Below are 16,241 nucleotides of genomic sequence, written 5' to 3' on the forward strand. Positions count from 1 at the left end.
GTCCGCTACCAGCGGCTGGGCGGCGGTGCGGTCAGCTGGTCGGCCAGCCGCGCCAGCCGGTCGCGCAGCCGCCGGGGGCCCCGCCGCACCGGCGGGCCGTTCTCCCCGGCCGCCGCGCTGACCAGGTGCTGCACGGTGTCCAGGTCCATCCCCCAGCTACCGCTGGGAGGTGCCCCCATGGCGGTGGCGGCCGGCACCGACAGCGCGTCGTGGGCGAGGGTGCCCAGATCCGGGTCCCCGCCGTCCAGAGACAGTACGGTCGCCCCCGCGCGCCGGGCGTCGTGCACCCGCTCCAGCAGCCCCTCGCCGGGCCGCCGCGGAGCCACCACCAGCACCGTGTGACCGCGCCGGGCCGCCTCCAGCCGGCTCAGCCCCACCGACAGGTGCGGCGGCTCGTCCGGCAGCACGTGGTGGCGTACGAGCGTCGGCGCCAGCTCCGGCAGACCCGACCAGGCGGCCTCGTCCACCAGGTGCGCCGCCAGGTGCCAGGGCTCGTACTGCTCGGTCCCCACCAGCAGCAGCCCGCCGCCGCAGGGCGACACGGACCGCCGCAGCGAGCCGGCGAAGCGCCGGGCGTCACCCGGCCACTGCGTCCCGGCGAGCACCTCGCGCAGCAGCGCCACCCTCACGGCATCCATGGCGGCATCCTGCACCATCGACGGGACCCCGTGGGTGAAGCCCGCCGCCCCCACGCGGCTCTCCTCGTATCGGCTACTCGGCAGTACCCTCGCCCCCATGACTTCCTCAGACAGCACGCAGAAGCCGCCGGCCAAGGACCCCTGGGACCTCCCGGACGTCTCCGGCCTCGTCGTCGGCGTCCTCGGCGGCACCGGCGACCAGGGCCGCGGCCTCGCCTACCGGCTCGCCCGGGCGGGCCAGAAGGTGATCATCGGCTCCCGCGCCGCCGACCGCGCGCACACCGCCGCCGAGGAGCTCGGCCTCGGCGTCGAGGGCGCCGACAACGCCGAATGCGCCCGCCGCAGCGACATCGTGATCATCGCGGTGCCGTGGGAGGGCCACGCCAAGACCCTCGAAGCCCTGCGCGAGGACCTCGCCGGCAAGCTCGTCGTGGACTGCGTGAACCCCCTCGGCTTCGACAAGCAGGGCGCCTACGCCCTCCAGGTCGAGGAGGGCAGCGCCGCCCAGCAGGCCGCCGCCCTGCTCCCGGACTCCCGGGTCACCGCCGCCTTCCACCACCTCTCGGCGGTCCTCCTCCAGGACACCTCCGTCGAGGAGATCGACACCGACGTGATGGTGCTCGGCGAGTCCCGCGCCGACACCGACCTCGTCCAGGCCCTCGCGGCCCGCATCCCCGGCATGCGCGGAGTCTTCTCGGGCCGGCTGCGCAACGCCCACCAGGTCGAGGCGATGGTCGCCAACCTCATCTCCACCAACCGCCGCTACAAGGCCCACGCCGGCCTGCGCCTCACCGACGTCTGATCCCCACCCCGCCCGGACCCAGTCCCGCCCGGACCCCGCCCCGCCCGGACCCCGCGCCGGCGGCGGGGTCCGGGCGGGATGGGGGACACTGGAGGGGCTCAACCCCGTCGTGTGTTCCCGAGGAGCTGTTCCGGATGCCCCGCCTTGCCGTGTTCGCCGTTGTCGTCTGCGCCCTCGCCGTGGCCGCGGCCGTGGTCGCCTTCGTGGAGGGCAGCTTCCTCGGGATCGTGTGGGTGCTGCTGGCCGGCGTGACGTCCAACATGGCCTGGTTCTACGTACGCAAGGCCAAGGCCGAGAAGGCGCGGAAGGCCGCGTAGCCCGCCGCTAGTTCCGGGTGTCGGTGCAGAAGCCGTCCGAGTCCTGCCAGAAGCGGTAGAGGTCGCGGCCGCAGTACGTCTCCAGGTCCGAGACGCCGAGCGCGCGCAGGATGCCGCGCACCACGTCGAAGAAGAACGCGTTCACCTCCGGGATCCACAGCAGCGCGAACACCCCGATCAGGGCGAACGGCGCCAGCGGTGCCAGCTCGCGGCGGACCCGGTGGGAGAGCCAGGGCTCGATGACCCCGTAGCCGTCCAGGCCCGGGACCGGCAGGAAGTTCAGGATCGCCGCCGAGACCTGGAGCAGCGCGAGGAAGGCCAGCGCGAAGCGGAAGGCGAAGGGGACCCCGTCGAGGGCGTCCAGCCAGAACGGCGCTGTGCACACGACCGCGAAGGCCACGTTGGTCAGCGGGCCCGCCGCCGAGACGAGGCTGTGCTTCCAGCGGCCCCGGATCCGGTCGCGCTCGATGTACACGGCCCCGCCGGGCAGGCCCAGCCCGCCCAGGATCACGAAGATCACCGGCAGGACGATGCTCAGCAGCGGGTGCGTGTACTTCAGCGGGTTCAGGGTGAGGTAGCCCTTGGCGCCGACCGTGATGTCGCCGCCGTGCAGGGCGGTGCGGGCGTGCGCGTACTCGTGCAGGCACAGGGAGACCACCCACGCCGCCGTGACGAAGAGGAACACCGCCAGCCCCGGGCTCGCCGCGTACCCCGTCCACACCGCCCAGCCGGTCACCGCCATGACGGCGACGATGCCGAGGAACACGGAACTGATCTGCCGCTCGCCGCGGCCGCCCTGATGACCCATGCGGCGAAACCTATCCCGGGCCGAGGACCGGTGGGGCCGTGGGGGCGGGGACAATGGGCCGGTGCGCTACGCGATTCTCGGGACCGCCCAGGCCATCCGCGACGACGGGAGCACCGTCGCCGTCGGCGGAGCGCGCCTTCGGGCGCTGCTGACCGCGCTCGCGCTGCGGCCGGGGCGCGCCGTACCGGTGGCGCTGCTGGTCGCCGAGGTGTGGGACGCCGACCCGCCGGCCGATGCGCTCGCCGCGCTCCAGGCGCTGGTGGGGCGGCTGCGGCGGGTGCTGGGGCACGCGGCCGTGCGCTCCGCGGAGGGCGGGTACCTGCTGGAGGCGGAGCGGGAGGACGTGGACCTGTACCGCTTCGAGCGGCTCGTGCGCGCCGCCGCGGCCGCCACGGAGCCCGCCCGGGCGGCGGCCCTGTACGACGAGGGGCTCGCGCTGTGGCGGGGCCCGGCGCTGGCCTCCCTCCCCGATCCGGCGGCCGAGTCCGCGCGTTGGGAGGCCGTACGGATGGACGCGCGCCGGGGCCGTCTGGGCGCGGCCCTGGCCCTGGGCGAAGCGGAACGGGCCCTGCCGGAGCTGTCGGAGCTGTGCGCGCGGCAGCCCCTGGACGAGCCCTTGCAGGTGCTGCGGATCCGGGCCCTGCGTGCGGTGGGCCGCCCGGCGGAGGCGCTGGCCGCCTACGAGACCGTCCGCCGGGACCTCGCGACCCGCCTCGGCACGGACCCCGGCCCGGCCCTACGCGCCCTGCACACCGAACTCCTCTCCCCACCCACCCCGCCCGGTCCCGGCACGCCCACCCCGGTCGGGCCCGCAGCCCCGGCCCCCGCCCCGGGCGTGCCCGAGGGGGCGGCGGGCCGCCTTTCGGCCGACCCCGCCCCGGGCGTTGGCGCCCCGGGCACCTGGCCCGCCGCCCCGGAGGCCCCCGCCCCGGGCGCCGGGCCCGCCGCCCAGGCCGGGCCCGGGCCCCAGGGGGCGGCCCCCGCCCCCGCCGGGCGGGCGGCCGTCGCCCCGGTCGGGGCCGGGCCCGAGGATGCCGGCGGGCGGTATCCGGCCGACGTCGCCGGCTCGCGTGCCGCCGGCCCCTGGCGCGCCGCCCCGGCGGCTCCGGCCCCGGGCGTGCCCGAGGGGGCGGCGGGCCGCCTTTCGGCCGACCCCGCCCCGGGCGTTGCTGCCCCGGGCACCCGGCCCGCCACCCAGGCTCCGGCCCCCGCCCCCGCCGGGCGGGCGGCTGTCGCCCCGGTCGGGAATCTGCGGGCGCGGCTCACCACCTTCGTCGGGCGGGAGGAGGACATCCGCGTCATCGGCGACGACCTCGCCCGGGCCCGGCTCGTGACCCTGCTCGGGCCCGGCGGCGCCGGGAAGACGCGGCTCTCGCAGGAGGCCGCCGAGACCCACGCGCACGCCACGGGCGACGGCTGGCCCGACGGGGTGTGGCTCGTGGAGCTGGCGCCCGTCGACGATCCGGAGGACGTCGCCGAGGCGGCCCTCGCCGCACTCGGGGCCCGCGAGACCAAGCTGCGCGGCGCCGCCGCCGAGGAGCTGCGCGCGCTGACCGAGCGGGCCGGGGACAACCCCCTCGACCGGCTCGCCGAGCACTGCTCCCGCCGCCGGATCCTGCTGCTCCTGGACAACTGCGAGCACGTCATCGGCGCCGCCGCCGAACTCGCCGAACGCCTCCTCACCCACTGCCCCGGCGTGCAGATCCTGGCCACCAGCCGCGAACCCCTCGGCGTGCCCGGCGAGTTCCTGCGCCCCGTCGAGCCCCTGCCGGACCCCGTCGCGCTGCGGCTCCTCGGCGACCGGGGCGCCGCCGCGCGGCCCGGCTTCAGCGTCGCGGCCGATCCGGCCGCCGCCGCCGAGATCTGCCGCCGCCTGGACGGTCTGCCGCTCGCCATCGAGCTGGCCGCCGCCCGCCTCAGGCTGCTCACCCCGCGCCAGATCGCCGACCGCCTCGACGACCGCTTCCGCCTCCTGACCGGCGGCGCCCGTACCGTCCTGCCCCGCCAGCAGACGCTGCGCGCGGTGGTCGACTGGTCCTGGGACCTGCTCGACGAGCCCGAACGGGCCGTACTGCGGCGGCTGTCGGTCTTCGCCGGCGGCTGCGACCTGGACGCCGCCGAAGCCGTCTGCGGCGCGGGCGGCCTCGACGTCGCCGACGCCATGGCGGCCCTGGTCGACAAGTCCCTCGTCGTGGCCGCGCCCGGCCCCGCCGGCGACATGCGCTACCGCCTCTTGGAGACCGTCGGCGAGTACGCCGCCGAGCGCCTCGCCGAGGCCGGCGCGGACCGCGAGGACACCGGGCACCGCCACCTCGTCCACTACCGCGAACTCGCCCGCACCGCCGAACCCCTGCTCCGCGGCCACGGCCAGCGCGCCGCCGCCGACCGGCTCGCCACCGAGCACGAGAACCTGCGTACCGCCCTGCGCCGGGCCGTCGCCACCCGCGACGTCGGCGAAGTGCTGTGCCTCGTCCACTCGCTCGGCTGGTACTGGCACATGCACGACCTGCGCGCCGAGTCCCGGCACTGGTCCGAGGCGGCCGCCGAGCTCGGCCCCGACCCCTTCACCCCGCCCTACGTCCCCGCCGAGCCCGTGTACGAGCGGCTCATCGACACGCCGCCGCCGTACTCCGGGGAGGTCCTCGCCGAGGGCTGGCGCGCCCTGCACCTGGTCCGGCTGGCCGCCCGGGACCAGACCAACACCGACTGGGACACCCCCGAGGTCCGCGCCCGGGTCGAGGGCGTGCTCGCCACGTACCGGCCCGGGCTCCCGCAGACCTGCCGGGCACCGGCCTCCCTGTGGATCTACGCCGTCATGATCGCGGGGGACGCGGGCCTGCTCAAGCGGGTCGTGGACGCGACCGTCGACACCGCCCGCGAACTCGGCTACCGCTGGGAGCTCGGCTCCGCCCTCCAGCTGCGGGCCAACATCCTCGCCAACCGCGCCGACTGGGCCGGCGACGCCTCCCGCGACGCCGACGAGAGCCTGGCCCTCTTCCGCGAACTCGGCGACGACTGGGGCTGCGCCGAAGCCCTGTCGGCCCGCGCCGAAGCCCGGGAGAAGCAAGGGGACTACGCCCTCTCCGCCCAGGACTACCGCGAGGCGATCGAGTACGCCGAACGCCTCGGCGCCAAGGCACAGGTGACGGTGCTGCGCGTGCGGATGGCCGGCTGCCTCGTGGAGAACGGCCGGATCGAGGAGGCCGAGCGGATCCTCAGGGAAATCCTCGCCACCGTGCAGCAGTTCGGCAACGAGGCCGGGCCCGCCGCCCGGATGTTCCTCACCGGCATCCTCGGCCGCACCGGCCGGATCCCCGAAGCCCGCGCCCAGGTCCACGTGCTGCGCGAGGAGTTCGCCCTCGGCGCCTTCGCCGTCTTCGACGTGCTCCTGCTCGCCTCGACGGCCTGGCTGGACAATCTGGAGGGCAAGCACGAGAACGCCCTGCTGCTGGCCCGGGAGGCCGCGGAGGCCGTCCGGCACCCGCTCGCGCTGATGGTCGCCCCGTACCTGCCCGCCCTGTACCTGCTGACGGCCGCGGTGGCCCTGGCCGGCCTCGGCGGCCCGGAGCGGGCGTACGAGGCCGCGCGGCTGATCGGCGCCTACCGGGCCCACCTGCCGCCGGAGCACTTCCCGGTCAGCACGGAACGCGAGGACGCCGCCCTCGCCGAGGAACGGGCGCGGGCCGAGCTGGGCGACACCGCGTACGAGGCGGCGTACGCCGAAGGCGGCGGCCTCACCATGGAGGAGGCCACCGCCCTCATCTGATCCGGCCCCCCGTCAGGAGCCCGTCCCGGGACGCGATCCGGAGCGGACCGACTTCCCGGATCAGGTCTTCTGGCGGAACTTGCGGACCGCGATCGGCATGGTGACCGCCGTGATGGCGACCGACCAGGCCAGGGTGATCCACACCGAGTTGCCGAGCGGGGTGTCGTTGATCAGGGCGCGGGCCGCGTCGGCCAGGTTGGACAGCGGGTTGTAGTCGGTGAAGCTCTGCAGCCAGCCGGGCATCGTCGTCGGCGGCGCGAAGATCGAGCTGCCGAACTGCAGCGGCATCAGGACGATCATCGCCATGCCCTGGACCGCCTGGGCGGTCTTCAGGGTGAGACCGAGCAGGATGAAGATCCACATCAGTGAGGCGCCGAAGACCGCCGACAGACCGATGGCGAGGAACAGGTCCAGGACCGAGCTCTTGATCGACAGGCCGAGGATGAAGCCCATGCCGAGCAGGATCGCTATGGCGACCATCATCCGGCCGAGCTCGACCACGATCTTGGCGATGAGCACCGAGGACCGGGCGATCGGCATGGACCGGAAGCGGTCCATCACGCCCTTCTTGAAGTCGTCGTTGACGCCGGTGCCGACGCCCATCGCGATGTTCATGCCCATCATCGCCATCAGGCCCGGGACCACGTAGTTGACGTACTGGCCCTGGTTGCCCTTGCCGGAGATCGCGCCGCCGAAGACGAACACGAACAGCAGCGTGAAGATGATCGGCATGATCAGGACGTCGAACATCGACTCGGGGTCCTGCTTGATCTGCAGGGCGTTGCGGCGGACCAGCGCGCCGATGTGGCGCAGGTTGGCCCGCAGGCCGATCCGGCCCTCGCCGGCCGGTGTCCCGGCCACCGCCGGGGCGGCCGCGGTGGTGGCGGGCTTCGTCGTGGTTACGGAGCTCATGCCGCGACCTCCTCGGGGATCTCGGTGATGGCGGGCTTCTCGCCCGTGATGGACAGGAACACCTCGTCCAGGCTGGGCAGGTAGGTGCCGAGGTCGGCGATCGCGTACCCGCGGGCGGCCAGCAGGCCGACGACGGCGGTCAGCTGCTCGTCGCTCAGGATCGGCACCAGCAGCGCCCCCTCGTCGGGCACGGCCTGCGAGCCGGCCACCCCGTCCAGACCGGCCTCGGCCAGCGAACGGGCCATGCCCGGCAGGTCCGAGGGGTCCACCGGCCGGATCCGCAGGGTGCGGCCGCCGACGCGGGCCTTCAGCTCGTCGACCTTGCCGTTGGCGATGACCTTGCCGCGGTCGATGACCGTCAGCTCGCTCGCGAGCTGCTCGGCCTCTTCCATGTACTGGGTGGTGAGCAGCACCGTGGCGCCCTCGGCGACCAGCCGCTGCACCTCGTCCCACACCTCGTTGCGGGTACGGGGGTCCAGGCCGGTGGTCGGCTCGTCCAGGTAGAGGACGGCCGGGTTGCCGATCAGCGAGGCGGCCAGGTCGAGCCGGCGGCGCATACCGCCGGAGTAGTACATCGCGGCCTTCTTGGAGGCCTCCGTCAGGGAGAACCGCTCCAGCATCTCGTCCGCGCGGGTCCGGGAGTCCTTGCGGGACAGGTCCAGCAGCCGGCCGATCATGTAGAGGTTCTCCCAGCCGGAGAGCTTCTCGTCGACCGAGGCGTACTGGCCGGTCAGGCCGATGGTGCGGCGCAGCTGCCGGGGCTGGCGGACCACGTCGAAGCCGGCGACCCGCGCGGTGCCGGCGTCGGGGACGATCAGGGTGGACAGGCAGCGGACCAGGGTGGTCTTGCCGGCGCCGTTCGGACCGAGGACACCGAGCACGGTGCCCTCGCGGACGTCCAGGTCGACCCCGTCCAGGGCTTTGGTCTCGCCGTAGTGCTTGACCAGCCCCCGCACTTCCACGGCGTGGGCGTTCTTGTCGTTTCGCGTCATGTCCACCATGGGACCAGGCGCCACTGACAAAGCTCCGACAGCCGACCGACAGCCCGCCGACAAACGGTCGACGGGCTGTCGGCGGCGTCGCCGCAGGGACTAGTGGAAGGCGTGCTCCGGCTGCGGGAACGATCCGCCGACCACGTCCTCGGCGAAGGCCTTCGCCGCGTCACCCATGGTCTGGCGCAGGTTCGCGTACTGCTTCACGAACCGCGGCATCTTCCCGCCGGTCAGGCCCATCATGTCGGTCCACACCAGCACCTGCGCGTCGCACTCCGAGCCCGCGCCGATGCCGACCGTCGGGATGTGCAGGGACCGGGTGACCTCGGCGGCCAGCTCGGCCGGGACCAGCTCCAGGACCACCGCGAAGGCGCCCGCGTCCTGCGCCGCCTTCGCGTCGCGCAGCAGCTGGTGCGCGGCCTCGTCGGTGCGGCCCTGCACCCGGTAGCCCATGGCGTTCACGGACTGCGGGGTCAGGCCCAGGTGGGACATGACCGGGATGCCGGACTGCACGATCAGCTCGGTCTGGCGCAGCGAACGCTCGCCGCCCTCCAGCTTGACCGCCCCGACCCCGGCCTCCTTCACCAGCCGGGTCGCGCTGCGCAGCGCCTGCACGGCGCCTTCCTGGTAGGAGCCGAACGGCAGGTCGCCGATGATCAGGGCCCGGCTGGTGCCCCGTACGACGGCCGCCGACAGCAGGGTCATCTCGTCCATCGTCACGGGGACGGTGGTCTCGTAGCCGAGGTGGCAGTTGCCCATCGAGTCACCGACGAGCATGACCGGGATGCCGGCCTCGTCGAACACGGACGCCGTCATGGCGTCGTAGGCGGTGAGCATGGGCCACTTCTCGCCGCGCTCCTTGGCGAGGGTGAGGTCGCGGACGGTGATCCGCCGGTTGCCCGTGCCTCCGTACAGGGTGGGGGAGGCGGCTTCGCGGGCAGGCGAAACGGCATGCGTCATTGCAACTGCTCCTTGTGTCATCTCGAGGCGCCCTCACGGCGTCCCCGGACTCACCCACCATGGTGGCACTCCCTGCGCCCGGGGCGGAAGTGGGGCGGGCGCGACGCGCTGACCGCTACGTCACACTCCTGGCCCGCCTCCAGGCGCGCAGGAGCCAATGTGCGCGTTTCGTGACAAGCGGAACCCTTGCCGCACGGCCGTTCGTCCTCCTGGTCGTACGGCCGCGAGGACGGCACGGAAGACTTCGTACATCGCCTAGGGTCAAGGGGCGGGGACGGAGCGCGAGCACGGCAGCGAGGACATGGCATGGCACAGGCGTACATGACGGAGACGGGGAACGGCGGCTCAGAGCCCGGGCCCTCCCGATCCGGCCTGAAGCGTCGGCTGGCCGAGCTGGGCCGCGACCGCGGCATCTGGAAGCGCGGCCTCGTGACGGCCGGCGTGGCCGCGCTGATCTCCCTGGTGATGATCTTCCACGCCGAGCTGCCCAACGACGTGGGCAACCTCGGCAGCCTGACCGAGACCTTCCTGCCCTGGCTGGTCGTGGTCGTGCCGGTCCTGCTGGTCATCGCCGTGATCCGCAAGTCGGCCACCGCCCTGATCTCGATACTGCTGACCGCCGCGGTGTGGGTGAACCTCTTCGGCGGCCTGGTCAACGACAAGTCGGGCCCCGGCGGCAACCTGATGGTCGCCACCCACAACGTCGACGCCGACAACCCCGACCCGCGCGGCACCGCCGAGGCGGTCGCCAAGTCCGGGGCCGACGTGCTGGCCCTGACCGAGCTCAAGGCGAGCGCCGTCCCCGTCTACGAGAAGGCCCTCGACGGCGTGTACAAGTACCACGCGGTCGAGGGCACGGTCGGCGTGTGGAGCAAGTACCCGCTGACCTCCAGCAAGCCCGTCGACATCCGGCTGGGCTGGACCCGGGCCATGCGCACCACCGTCGCCGGCCCCTTCGGCGAGATCGGCGTCTACGTCGCCCACCTGCCCTCGGTCCGCGTCAAGCTCAACGCCGGTTTCACCGCCAACCAGCGCGACAACAGCGCCGACGCGCTCGGCGCGGCCCTCGCCTCCGAACCGCTGAAGAACGTCATCCTGCTCGGCGACCTCAACGGCACCATGAACGACCGCGCCCTGTCCGAGGTCACCTCGCAGATGCGCTCCACCCAGGGCGCGGCCGGCGACGGCTTCGGCTTCAGCTGGCCCGCGCAGTTCCCGATGGCCCGGATCGACCAGATCATGGTCCGCGGGGTGAAGCCGGAGGCCTCCTGGACCCTGCCGCGCACGGGCAGCGACCACCTCCCGGTCGCCGCCCGGGTGACCGTACGGAAGTAGCCGCCGGGCCGGCGCGGGCGGCGCGGGCGGGGGACCCTACGCCTGCTCGCGCCAGCCGTTGGTGATCGGCAGGCGGCGGTCCTTGCCGAAGCCCTTCGCGGAGATCTTGGTGCCCGGCGGGTACTGGCGGCGCTTGTACTCCGCCGTGTCCACCATCCGCAGGGTCCTGACGACCAGCTCCCGGTCGAAGCCGGCCGCGACGATCGCCTCCAGGCCCTGGTCCCGGTCCACGTACAGGTCCAGGATCGCGTCGAGCACCGGATAGTCCGGCAGCGAGTCCGTGTCCACCTGGTCCGGGCGCAGCTCGGCGCTCGGCGGCTTGACGATCGAGTTCTCCGGGATGGGCGGGGTCTCGCCCCGCTCGGCCGCCGCCCGGTTGCGGTACCGGGCGAGCCGGAAGACGTCGCTCTTGTAGAGGTCCTTGATCGGACCGTAGGCGCCGACGGAATCCCCGTAGAGCGTGGAGTAGCCGACGGCCAGCTCGGACTTGTTGCCCGGGGCCAGCACGATGTGGCCCTCCTGGTTGGAGACCGCCATCAGCATGGTGCCGCGCAGCCGGGACTGGAGGTTCTCCTCGGCCAGGCCGGTCAGGCCCAGCGCCCCCATGTAGGCGTCGAACATCGGCTCGATCGGGACGGTCCGGAGGTTCAGCCCGGTCCGTACGGCCAGATCGGCGGCGTCGCCCTTGGAGTGCTCCGAGGAGTACTTCGAGGGCATGGCGATGCCGTACACGTTCTGCGCGCCGATCGCGTCGCAGGCGATGGCCGCGACGAGCGCGGAGTCGATGCCGCCGGAGAGCCCGATCAGGACCGAGCGGAAGCCGTTCTTCCTGACGTACGCGCGCAGGCCCACCACCAGCGCGTCGTAGACCTCCTCGTCGTCGTCCAGGCGGTCGGCGTAGCCGCCGGTCACGACCGGCTCGTACGCCTCCACCGGCTCCTCGGAGAGGATCACGCGGTCGATGCGCAAGCCGTCGTCGACCACGCCCCCGGGGGCGTCGGCCGGCGCGGCCGGGAGGTCCAGGTCCACCAGGACGCAGCCCTCGGAGAACTGCGGGGCGCGGACGATGACCTCGCCGTCGGCGTCGACGACGATCGAGTCGCCGTCGAAGACCAGCTCGTCCTGGCCGCCGATCATCGCCACGTAGGCGAGGGTGCAGCCGGCCTCCTGGGCGCGCTTGCGGACCAGTTCGAGACGTACGTCGTCCTTGTTGCGCTCGTACGGGGAGGCGTTGATCGAGATCAGCAGCCCGGCCCCGGCGGAGCGGGTGGCCGGGACGCGGCCGCCCTCCTGCCAGAGGTCCTCGCAGATGGCGAGCGCGACGTCGACCCCGTGCACCCGGACCACCGGCTGGGTGTCGCCCGGCACGAAGTAGCGGAACTCGTCGAAGACGCCGTAGTTGGGGAGGTGGTGCTTGGCGAACCGCAGGACGACCTCGCCGCCGTACAGCACGGCGGCCGCGTTCTCCGGGGAGCCGGCCGGGCGGCCGAGCCGCGGGGCGGCCCGCTCGCTGCGGTCGAGGTAGCCGACGACGACGGGAAGCCCGCCGAGCCCCTCGTCCGCCAGTCGCCGGGCGAGCTCGACCAGGGCGGTGCGGGACGCGTCGACGAAGGAGGCCCGCAGGGCCAGGTCCTCGACGGGGTACCCGGTCAGCGTCATCTCCGGGAACGCCACGAGGTGGGCGCCCTGCTCGGCGGAGTGCCGCGTCCAGTGGACGACCGAGTCGGCGTTGGCGGCGATGTCGCCGACCCGCGAGTCGATCTGATTCAGAGCCAGGCGAAGTTGGGGCACGGAACCCAGTCTAATCGTCTTTCTGACGCGATGTCCTGGGCCCCGGCCGTTCCGGTACGGATTCCCCTACGGGTACGGGGCTCAGCCGATGGGCCCGCTGAACTTCGCCGGGGGCAGCAGGACGCCGGGGGAGAGCTCCGCGCTGATGCTCTTGGTGCCCACGGGGACCTCGAAGGCGGCGCTGCCGGCGGCCGACTCGCCCGGCTGGATCACGCCCTCGAACCGCTTCGGCATCCGGCCGTCGAAGACGAGCTTGCCGGCCTTGCCCTTGTCGTCGCGGACCTCGGGAATCGAGTGGATGACGCGGTGGGGCTTGTCCGAGTTGTTGGTGATGGTGAAGGGCACCTGCACCGCGTTGCCCACCTCGACCCACTCGTTGGCCGTGGTGTACTTCCGCGGCTCCCCGAGGCTCACCTGGATGCCGTTGGGGTAGCTGTACGTACGGCCGAAGGGGAGCGGGGTGCTCATGCCCGGGCCCGTCGAGGGGGTGGGGTACGGGTCCGCGTACTCCTCGTCGTCCTCGTAGTAGTCGGGGTCCTCGTACTCCTCGTCCCAGTCCGGGTCGACGGCCCGGCGGTCGACGGAGTGCTCGACGGCCGTGTCGATGAGGGCGACGGTGAAGAACCAGCCGCCGACGGTGGCGCCGAGGCTGAGCACGCCGAGGACGACGCCCACGACGGACATCACCTTGCGCGGGGCGCCGGACCGGGCGCGCACCAGGGCGGCGATGCCGAGGCCGAGGCCGGTGAGCCCGAGGAGGGCGCCGACCCAGAACACGAACGGGATGAGGGCCACCGGGACGGCCGCGATGCCCAGGATCAGCGAGGCGACGGCCATCCCGTTGGAGGGCGCGGCGGGCACGGGCTGGAAGCCGGGGTACCCCGGGTAGGCGGGGTAAGCGGGGTGGCCGGGGTAGCCGGGGTAGCCGGGGTAGCCGGGGTACGGCGCCTGGCCGGGCTGCCCCCAGGCACCGGCGGGCGGCGCGGCCGGGCCGGGCGGCGCGGGGGCGACCGGTGCGAACCCCGACGGGGGCGCGTCCGGGGCGGGCGCCGCGAAGGGGTTGTACTCCTCGGCCGGCCCGGCGGGCTGCGCCTGCGGTGCCTCAACGGGCGGAACCTGCACGGGCGGCGCCTCCGCGGGCGGCGCCTCCGCGGGCGGCGCCTCTGCGGGCGGCGCCTCCACGGGCGGCGCCTCCGCCGGCGGGGCGGCCTTCTCGAGCGACGGTCCCGCCGGCTCGGGTGCGGGCTCCGGGGCCTGCGCCCGCGGGGTCTTCTCCAGCGACGTCTTCGCCGCCTCGGGTATGGGCGTGCCCTCGGGCTCGGTCGGCGGACCGGAAGGGCTGTCGGGCGGGTTCGGGGGCGTGCTCATACCTGGCGGCGTCCTTGGAGTGCGGCGTACGGAGCGCGGAACGCGGTGTACGGACGATGTCGGCAGCCTGCCACGCCCTCCGGCCCCCTCCAACCGGATTGGCCCCCGGCCCCGCACGGGCGGCGGGAAATCGGCCGATGTGCCGGAATCGGGAGACCCGCCCGGGGAACGCGGCCGTCCGCGCACACGTTCTCCCGGTGTGGGACTCGGCCGGACGGCCCAGGGCGCGCATCCCGGCGATCCCCAGCAGCGGCGCCGCGAGCGGCGCCGCACGCCAACGCCGGATCTGCTGAGGATCATTCACCCCATGCGTACACACCGCCCCGAAAGGGGCGAACGGCCCAGGACCTGGCCCGTCGCCCTCCTCGTCGGCCTCGGCGCGGCCGCCTACACCGCATGGGTGCTCGAAGTCGTCCTCTCCACCGGCCTCAACCCCATCGAGACCTACGTCAGCGAACTCGCCGCCCAGGACCAGCCCCTCGGCGGCCTCTTCCGGGCCACCGACTTCACCGCGGGCCTGCTCGTCTTCCTCGGCGGGCTGCTCGCCCTGGCGCGCCTCGTCCGCCATCCCGAATCCCGCCGCCCCTGGGCGGTCGCCGGCTGGGCCGGGGTCACCCTCTTCGGCGCGGCCACCGCCGCCGACGCCTGGCTGCCGCTCAGCTGCCAGCCGACCGCCGACCCCGAGTGCGCCGCCCGCGAGACCGCCGGACTGGTCCCGGCCACCCATCAGGCCCACGCCGTCAGCAGCAGCCTCGCCATGACCGGAGCTCTCCTCGGGATAGTGGCCCTCACCGTCGCCGCCCGGCGCTACGGACGGCTGGCGCCCCTCGCCCGCTACGGCCCCGCCCTGGTCGTCATGGAACTGCTCGCCACCGTCTGGACCCTGACGGCCATCTCCCTGTTCACCGCCGGGCGCGGGACCTGGGCGCTCGGCGCCGGGCAGCGGCTCCAGGTGCTGCTGGTCGCGCTCTGGCTGGGGCTGCTGGCCCACTCCGTCCACAAGGAGCGCCGAACGTGAGCCGCCCGGACCGGTTCGTCCGGGTGGAGGGGGTCCCGCTGCACGTGGTGGTCGAGGGCGCCGGGCCCGCCGTGGTGCTGAGCGCCGGGCTGGCCATGGCCTGGTTCGACTGGGACCCGGTCGCCGCACTGCTCGCGGCCCGGGGCCGCACCGTGATCCGCTTCGACCGCCCCGGGCACGGGCTGAGCGCCCCGGCGACCGAGCCGCCGAGCACCGCCGGGGAGGCCCGCCGGATCGCCGGCCTGCTGGACGCGCTGGGCCTGGGCGGCGCACCCGTCACCGTCGTCGGGCACTCCCTCGCCGGCTTCCACGCCGAGGCCTTCGCCCGCCTCCACCCGGAGCGCACCGCCGCCCTGGTCCTGGTCGACTCCAGCGTGGAGGAGGCCCCCCGTACGGTGCTGCCCGCCGCGCTGCGCACCGGCGCCGCCCGCGCGCTCGGCCGGGCCGTCACCGCCGCCGGGCTGCCGGCCGCGCTGGGGCCCGCACTGCGGCGCGGCGCCGTCCGGGCCTCCCGGGCCGGCGGGGGTGCCGGCGGGGCCGGGGACCCGGCCGCGCGGGACCTCGTACGCCGCTGCTACCGCACGGGCCGGGTCTGGCGCGGGGCCCTGCTGGAGAACTCCCGCTACCCCGACATGGCCGCCGAGCTGCTCGCCCTGCGCGGGGAGCGCCCGCTGACCGCCCCCGCGACCGTCCTCGCCGGGTACGACGGCTCGGCGGGCGGCGCCGCCCTGCGCTGGCTCGGCCGCCAGGCGGCGCTGGCCGACGCGCTCGGCGCCCGCTTCGAGGTCGCCGAACCGTCCGGGCACCTGGTCATGCTGGACCGCCCGCACCAGGTGGCACGGGCGGTCCTGCACACGCCCTAGTGCTGTGACCGGAATGGTTCACCGGGTCACGGCGCCCGGCACGGCACCTCGCCGCGTTGTCGGACCGCGCAAGTACGTCCAGTACGAGACGCGGTCCTCCGCCTTGCGATGCACCGCACCGGACACCGCGACCCGGCAAACCTTTCCGGCCACAGCACTAGAGAGGGGTGTCAGCCCTTCGCGTAGACCTCGTGCGCCCAGCCCGCTATCTGTTCCTCGGAGAGGTGCTTGGCCAGGTCGGCCTCGCTGATCATGCCGACGAGCCGCTTGTTCCGGATCACCGGCAGCCGGCGGATCTTGTGGCTCTGCATCTCCTCCAGCACCTGGCTGACGTCCGCGCCCGCGTCGATCCAGCGCGGGGTGCCCTTGGCCATGTCGCCGGCCGTCACCCTCGCCGGGTTGTGCCCCTTGGCCACACAGCCCACCACGATGTCGCGGTCGGTCAGGATGCCGCAGAGCCGTTCGGTCTTGTCGCTGATGGGCAGCGCGCCCACGTTCAGTCGGGCCATCAGCTGCGCGGCCCGGTCCAGGGTCTCGGTGGCCGGAATCCACTGGGCCCCGGGGTGCATGATGTCTCCGGCGGTGGTCATCGCGTAAACCTCCCGAACGAGCGGCCGTCGCGGCGGACGCGAACGCGCCCGCCTCGGCGTCCCCATCCTCATTCGGCCGTC

The 16,241-nt window shown here is 74.1% G+C and carries 14 protein-coding genes; 6 read left to right on the forward strand and 8 right to left on the reverse strand.

The window, feature by feature from the left end; all coding sequences use genetic code 11:
• Positions 1-5: 5 nt before the first annotated feature.
• Positions 6-638 (reverse strand): hypothetical protein, encoded by a 633-nt coding sequence (locus OOK34_RS19555; protein ID WP_267035146.1) that lies wholly within the window; start codon positions 636-638, stop codon positions 6-8.
• Positions 639-735: 97 nt separating this feature from the next.
• On the opposite strand from OOK34_RS19555, the gene npdG reads away from it, so the two are divergent.
• Both npdG and OOK34_RS19565 read left to right on the forward strand, forming a co-directional pair.
• Complete coding sequence (gene npdG / locus OOK34_RS19560) at positions 736-1,440, forward strand: NADPH-dependent F420 reductase (protein ID WP_267035147.1); 705 nt, start codon at positions 736-738, stop codon at positions 1,438-1,440.
• A 134-nt stretch (positions 1,441-1,574) separates the two neighbouring features.
• Positions 1,575-1,757, forward strand: coding sequence for a hypothetical protein (locus OOK34_RS19565; protein WP_267035148.1), 183 nt, complete (start codon positions 1,575-1,577; stop codon positions 1,755-1,757).
• Positions 1,758-1,764: 7 nt separating this feature from the next.
• Here the strand turns inward: OOK34_RS19565 and OOK34_RS19570 are convergent, their stop codons facing one another.
• The gene (locus tag OOK34_RS19570; RefSeq protein ID WP_267035149.1) at positions 1,765-2,565 is read right to left on the reverse strand and encodes a site-2 protease family protein; all 801 of its coding nucleotides are present in this window, start codon (positions 2,563-2,565) and stop codon (positions 1,765-1,767) included.
• A 61-nt stretch (positions 2,566-2,626) separates the two neighbouring features.
• Between OOK34_RS19570 and OOK34_RS19575 the strand changes: the two genes are divergently transcribed.
• Positions 2,627-6,331 carry a BTAD domain-containing putative transcriptional regulator gene (locus OOK34_RS19575; protein ID WP_267035150.1) on the forward strand — a complete coding sequence of 1,235 codons (3,705 nt, stop codon included), beginning with the start codon at positions 2,627-2,629 and terminating at the stop codon, positions 6,329-6,331.
• 60 nt (positions 6,332-6,391) lie between these two features.
• Here OOK34_RS19575 and OOK34_RS19580 read toward each other — a convergent pair whose 3' ends face one another.
• The 3 genes from OOK34_RS19580 to panB all read right to left on the reverse strand — a co-directional run bounded on the left by OOK34_RS19580 (position 6,392) and on the right by panB (position 9,195).
• On the reverse strand, positions 6,392-7,243 hold the full coding sequence (locus OOK34_RS19580; RefSeq protein ID WP_267035151.1) for an ABC transporter permease: 852 nt from the start codon (positions 7,241-7,243) through the stop codon (positions 6,392-6,394).
• On the reverse strand, positions 7,240-8,244 hold the full coding sequence (locus OOK34_RS19585; RefSeq protein WP_267035152.1) for an ATP-binding cassette domain-containing protein: 1,005 nt from the start codon (positions 8,242-8,244) through the stop codon (positions 7,240-7,242). Before OOK34_RS19585 ends, OOK34_RS19580 begins: the two co-directional genes overlap by 4 nt.
• A gap of 90 nt (positions 8,245-8,334) precedes the next feature.
• Positions 8,335-9,195 (reverse strand): 3-methyl-2-oxobutanoate hydroxymethyltransferase, encoded by an 861-nt coding sequence (gene panB / locus OOK34_RS19590; RefSeq protein WP_267035153.1) that lies wholly within the window; start codon positions 9,193-9,195, stop codon positions 8,335-8,337.
• A gap of 306 nt (positions 9,196-9,501) precedes the next feature.
• On the opposite strand from panB, the gene OOK34_RS19595 reads away from it, so the two are divergent.
• Positions 9,502-10,530 carry an endonuclease/exonuclease/phosphatase family protein gene (locus tag OOK34_RS19595; protein WP_267035154.1) on the forward strand — a complete coding sequence of 343 codons (1,029 nt, stop codon included), beginning with the start codon at positions 9,502-9,504 and terminating at the stop codon, positions 10,528-10,530.
• Between the two features lie 36 nt (positions 10,531-10,566).
• Here OOK34_RS19595 and OOK34_RS19600 read toward each other — a convergent pair whose 3' ends face one another.
• The gene (locus tag OOK34_RS19600) at positions 10,567-12,321 is read right to left on the reverse strand and encodes an NAD+ synthase (RefSeq protein ID WP_267035155.1); all 1,755 of its coding nucleotides are present in this window, start codon (positions 12,319-12,321) and stop codon (positions 10,567-10,569) included.
• A gap of 81 nt (positions 12,322-12,402) precedes the next feature.
• Positions 12,403-13,689 carry a DUF4352 domain-containing protein gene (locus OOK34_RS19605; protein WP_267035156.1) on the reverse strand — a complete coding sequence of 429 codons (1,287 nt, stop codon included), beginning with the start codon at positions 13,687-13,689 and terminating at the stop codon, positions 12,403-12,405.
• 307 nt (positions 13,690-13,996) lie between these two features.
• Between OOK34_RS19605 and OOK34_RS19610 the strand changes: the two genes are divergently transcribed.
• Together OOK34_RS19610 and OOK34_RS19615 are read left to right on the forward strand one after the other, a co-directional pair.
• Positions 13,997-14,707: a DUF998 domain-containing protein gene (locus tag OOK34_RS19610; RefSeq protein ID WP_267035157.1), complete on the forward strand. Its 711-nt coding sequence runs from the start codon at positions 13,997-13,999 to the stop codon at positions 14,705-14,707.
• Positions 14,704-15,570 (forward strand): alpha/beta fold hydrolase, encoded by an 867-nt coding sequence (locus OOK34_RS19615; RefSeq protein ID WP_267035158.1) that lies wholly within the window; start codon positions 14,704-14,706, stop codon positions 15,568-15,570. Before OOK34_RS19610 ends, OOK34_RS19615 begins: the two co-directional genes overlap by 4 nt.
• A gap of 170 nt (positions 15,571-15,740) precedes the next feature.
• Here the strand turns inward: OOK34_RS19615 and OOK34_RS19620 are convergent, their stop codons facing one another.
• The gene (locus tag OOK34_RS19620; RefSeq protein ID WP_267035159.1) at positions 15,741-16,160 is read right to left on the reverse strand and encodes a CBS domain-containing protein; all 420 of its coding nucleotides are present in this window, start codon (positions 16,158-16,160) and stop codon (positions 15,741-15,743) included.
• Positions 16,161-16,241 lie beyond the last annotated feature (81 nt).

This window comes from Streptomyces sp. NBC_00091 (assembly GCF_026343185.1).
Taxonomy (GTDB): Bacteria; Actinomycetota; Actinomycetes; order Streptomycetales; family Streptomycetaceae; genus Streptomyces.

Excerpts from the sequence above, each read along its gene's own strand:
- OOK34_RS19620 (WP_267035159.1), bottom strand. The coding sequence starts at position 16,160 with ATGACCACCGCCGGAGACATCATGCACCCCGGGGCCCAGTGGATTCCG.
- npdG (WP_267035147.1), top strand. The coding sequence starts at position 736 with ATGACTTCCTCAGACAGCACGCAGAAGCCGCCGGCCAAGGACCCCTGG.
- OOK34_RS19585 (WP_267035152.1), bottom strand. The coding sequence starts at position 8,244 with ATGGTGGACATGACGCGAAACGACAAGAACGCCCACGCCGTGGAAGTG.
- OOK34_RS19595 (WP_267035154.1), top strand. The coding sequence starts at position 9,502 with ATGGCACAGGCGTACATGACGGAGACGGGGAACGGCGGCTCAGAGCCC.
- panB (WP_267035153.1), bottom strand. The coding sequence starts at position 9,195 with ATGACGCATGCCGTTTCGCCTGCCCGCGAAGCCGCCTCCCCCACCCTG.
- OOK34_RS19580 (WP_267035151.1), bottom strand. The coding sequence starts at position 7,243 with ATGAGCTCCGTAACCACGACGAAGCCCGCCACCACCGCGGCCGCCCCG.
- OOK34_RS19610 (WP_267035157.1), top strand. The coding sequence starts at position 13,997 with ATGCGTACACACCGCCCCGAAAGGGGCGAACGGCCCAGGACCTGGCCC.
- OOK34_RS19565 (WP_267035148.1), top strand. The coding sequence starts at position 1,575 with ATGCCCCGCCTTGCCGTGTTCGCCGTTGTCGTCTGCGCCCTCGCCGTG.
- OOK34_RS19570 (WP_267035149.1), bottom strand. The coding sequence starts at position 2,565 with ATGGGTCATCAGGGCGGCCGCGGCGAGCGGCAGATCAGTTCCGTGTTC.
- OOK34_RS19555 (WP_267035146.1), bottom strand. The coding sequence starts at position 638 with ATGGATGCCGTGAGGGTGGCGCTGCTGCGCGAGGTGCTCGCCGGGACG.
- OOK34_RS19605 (WP_267035156.1), bottom strand. The coding sequence starts at position 13,689 with ATGAGCACGCCCCCGAACCCGCCCGACAGCCCTTCCGGTCCGCCGACC.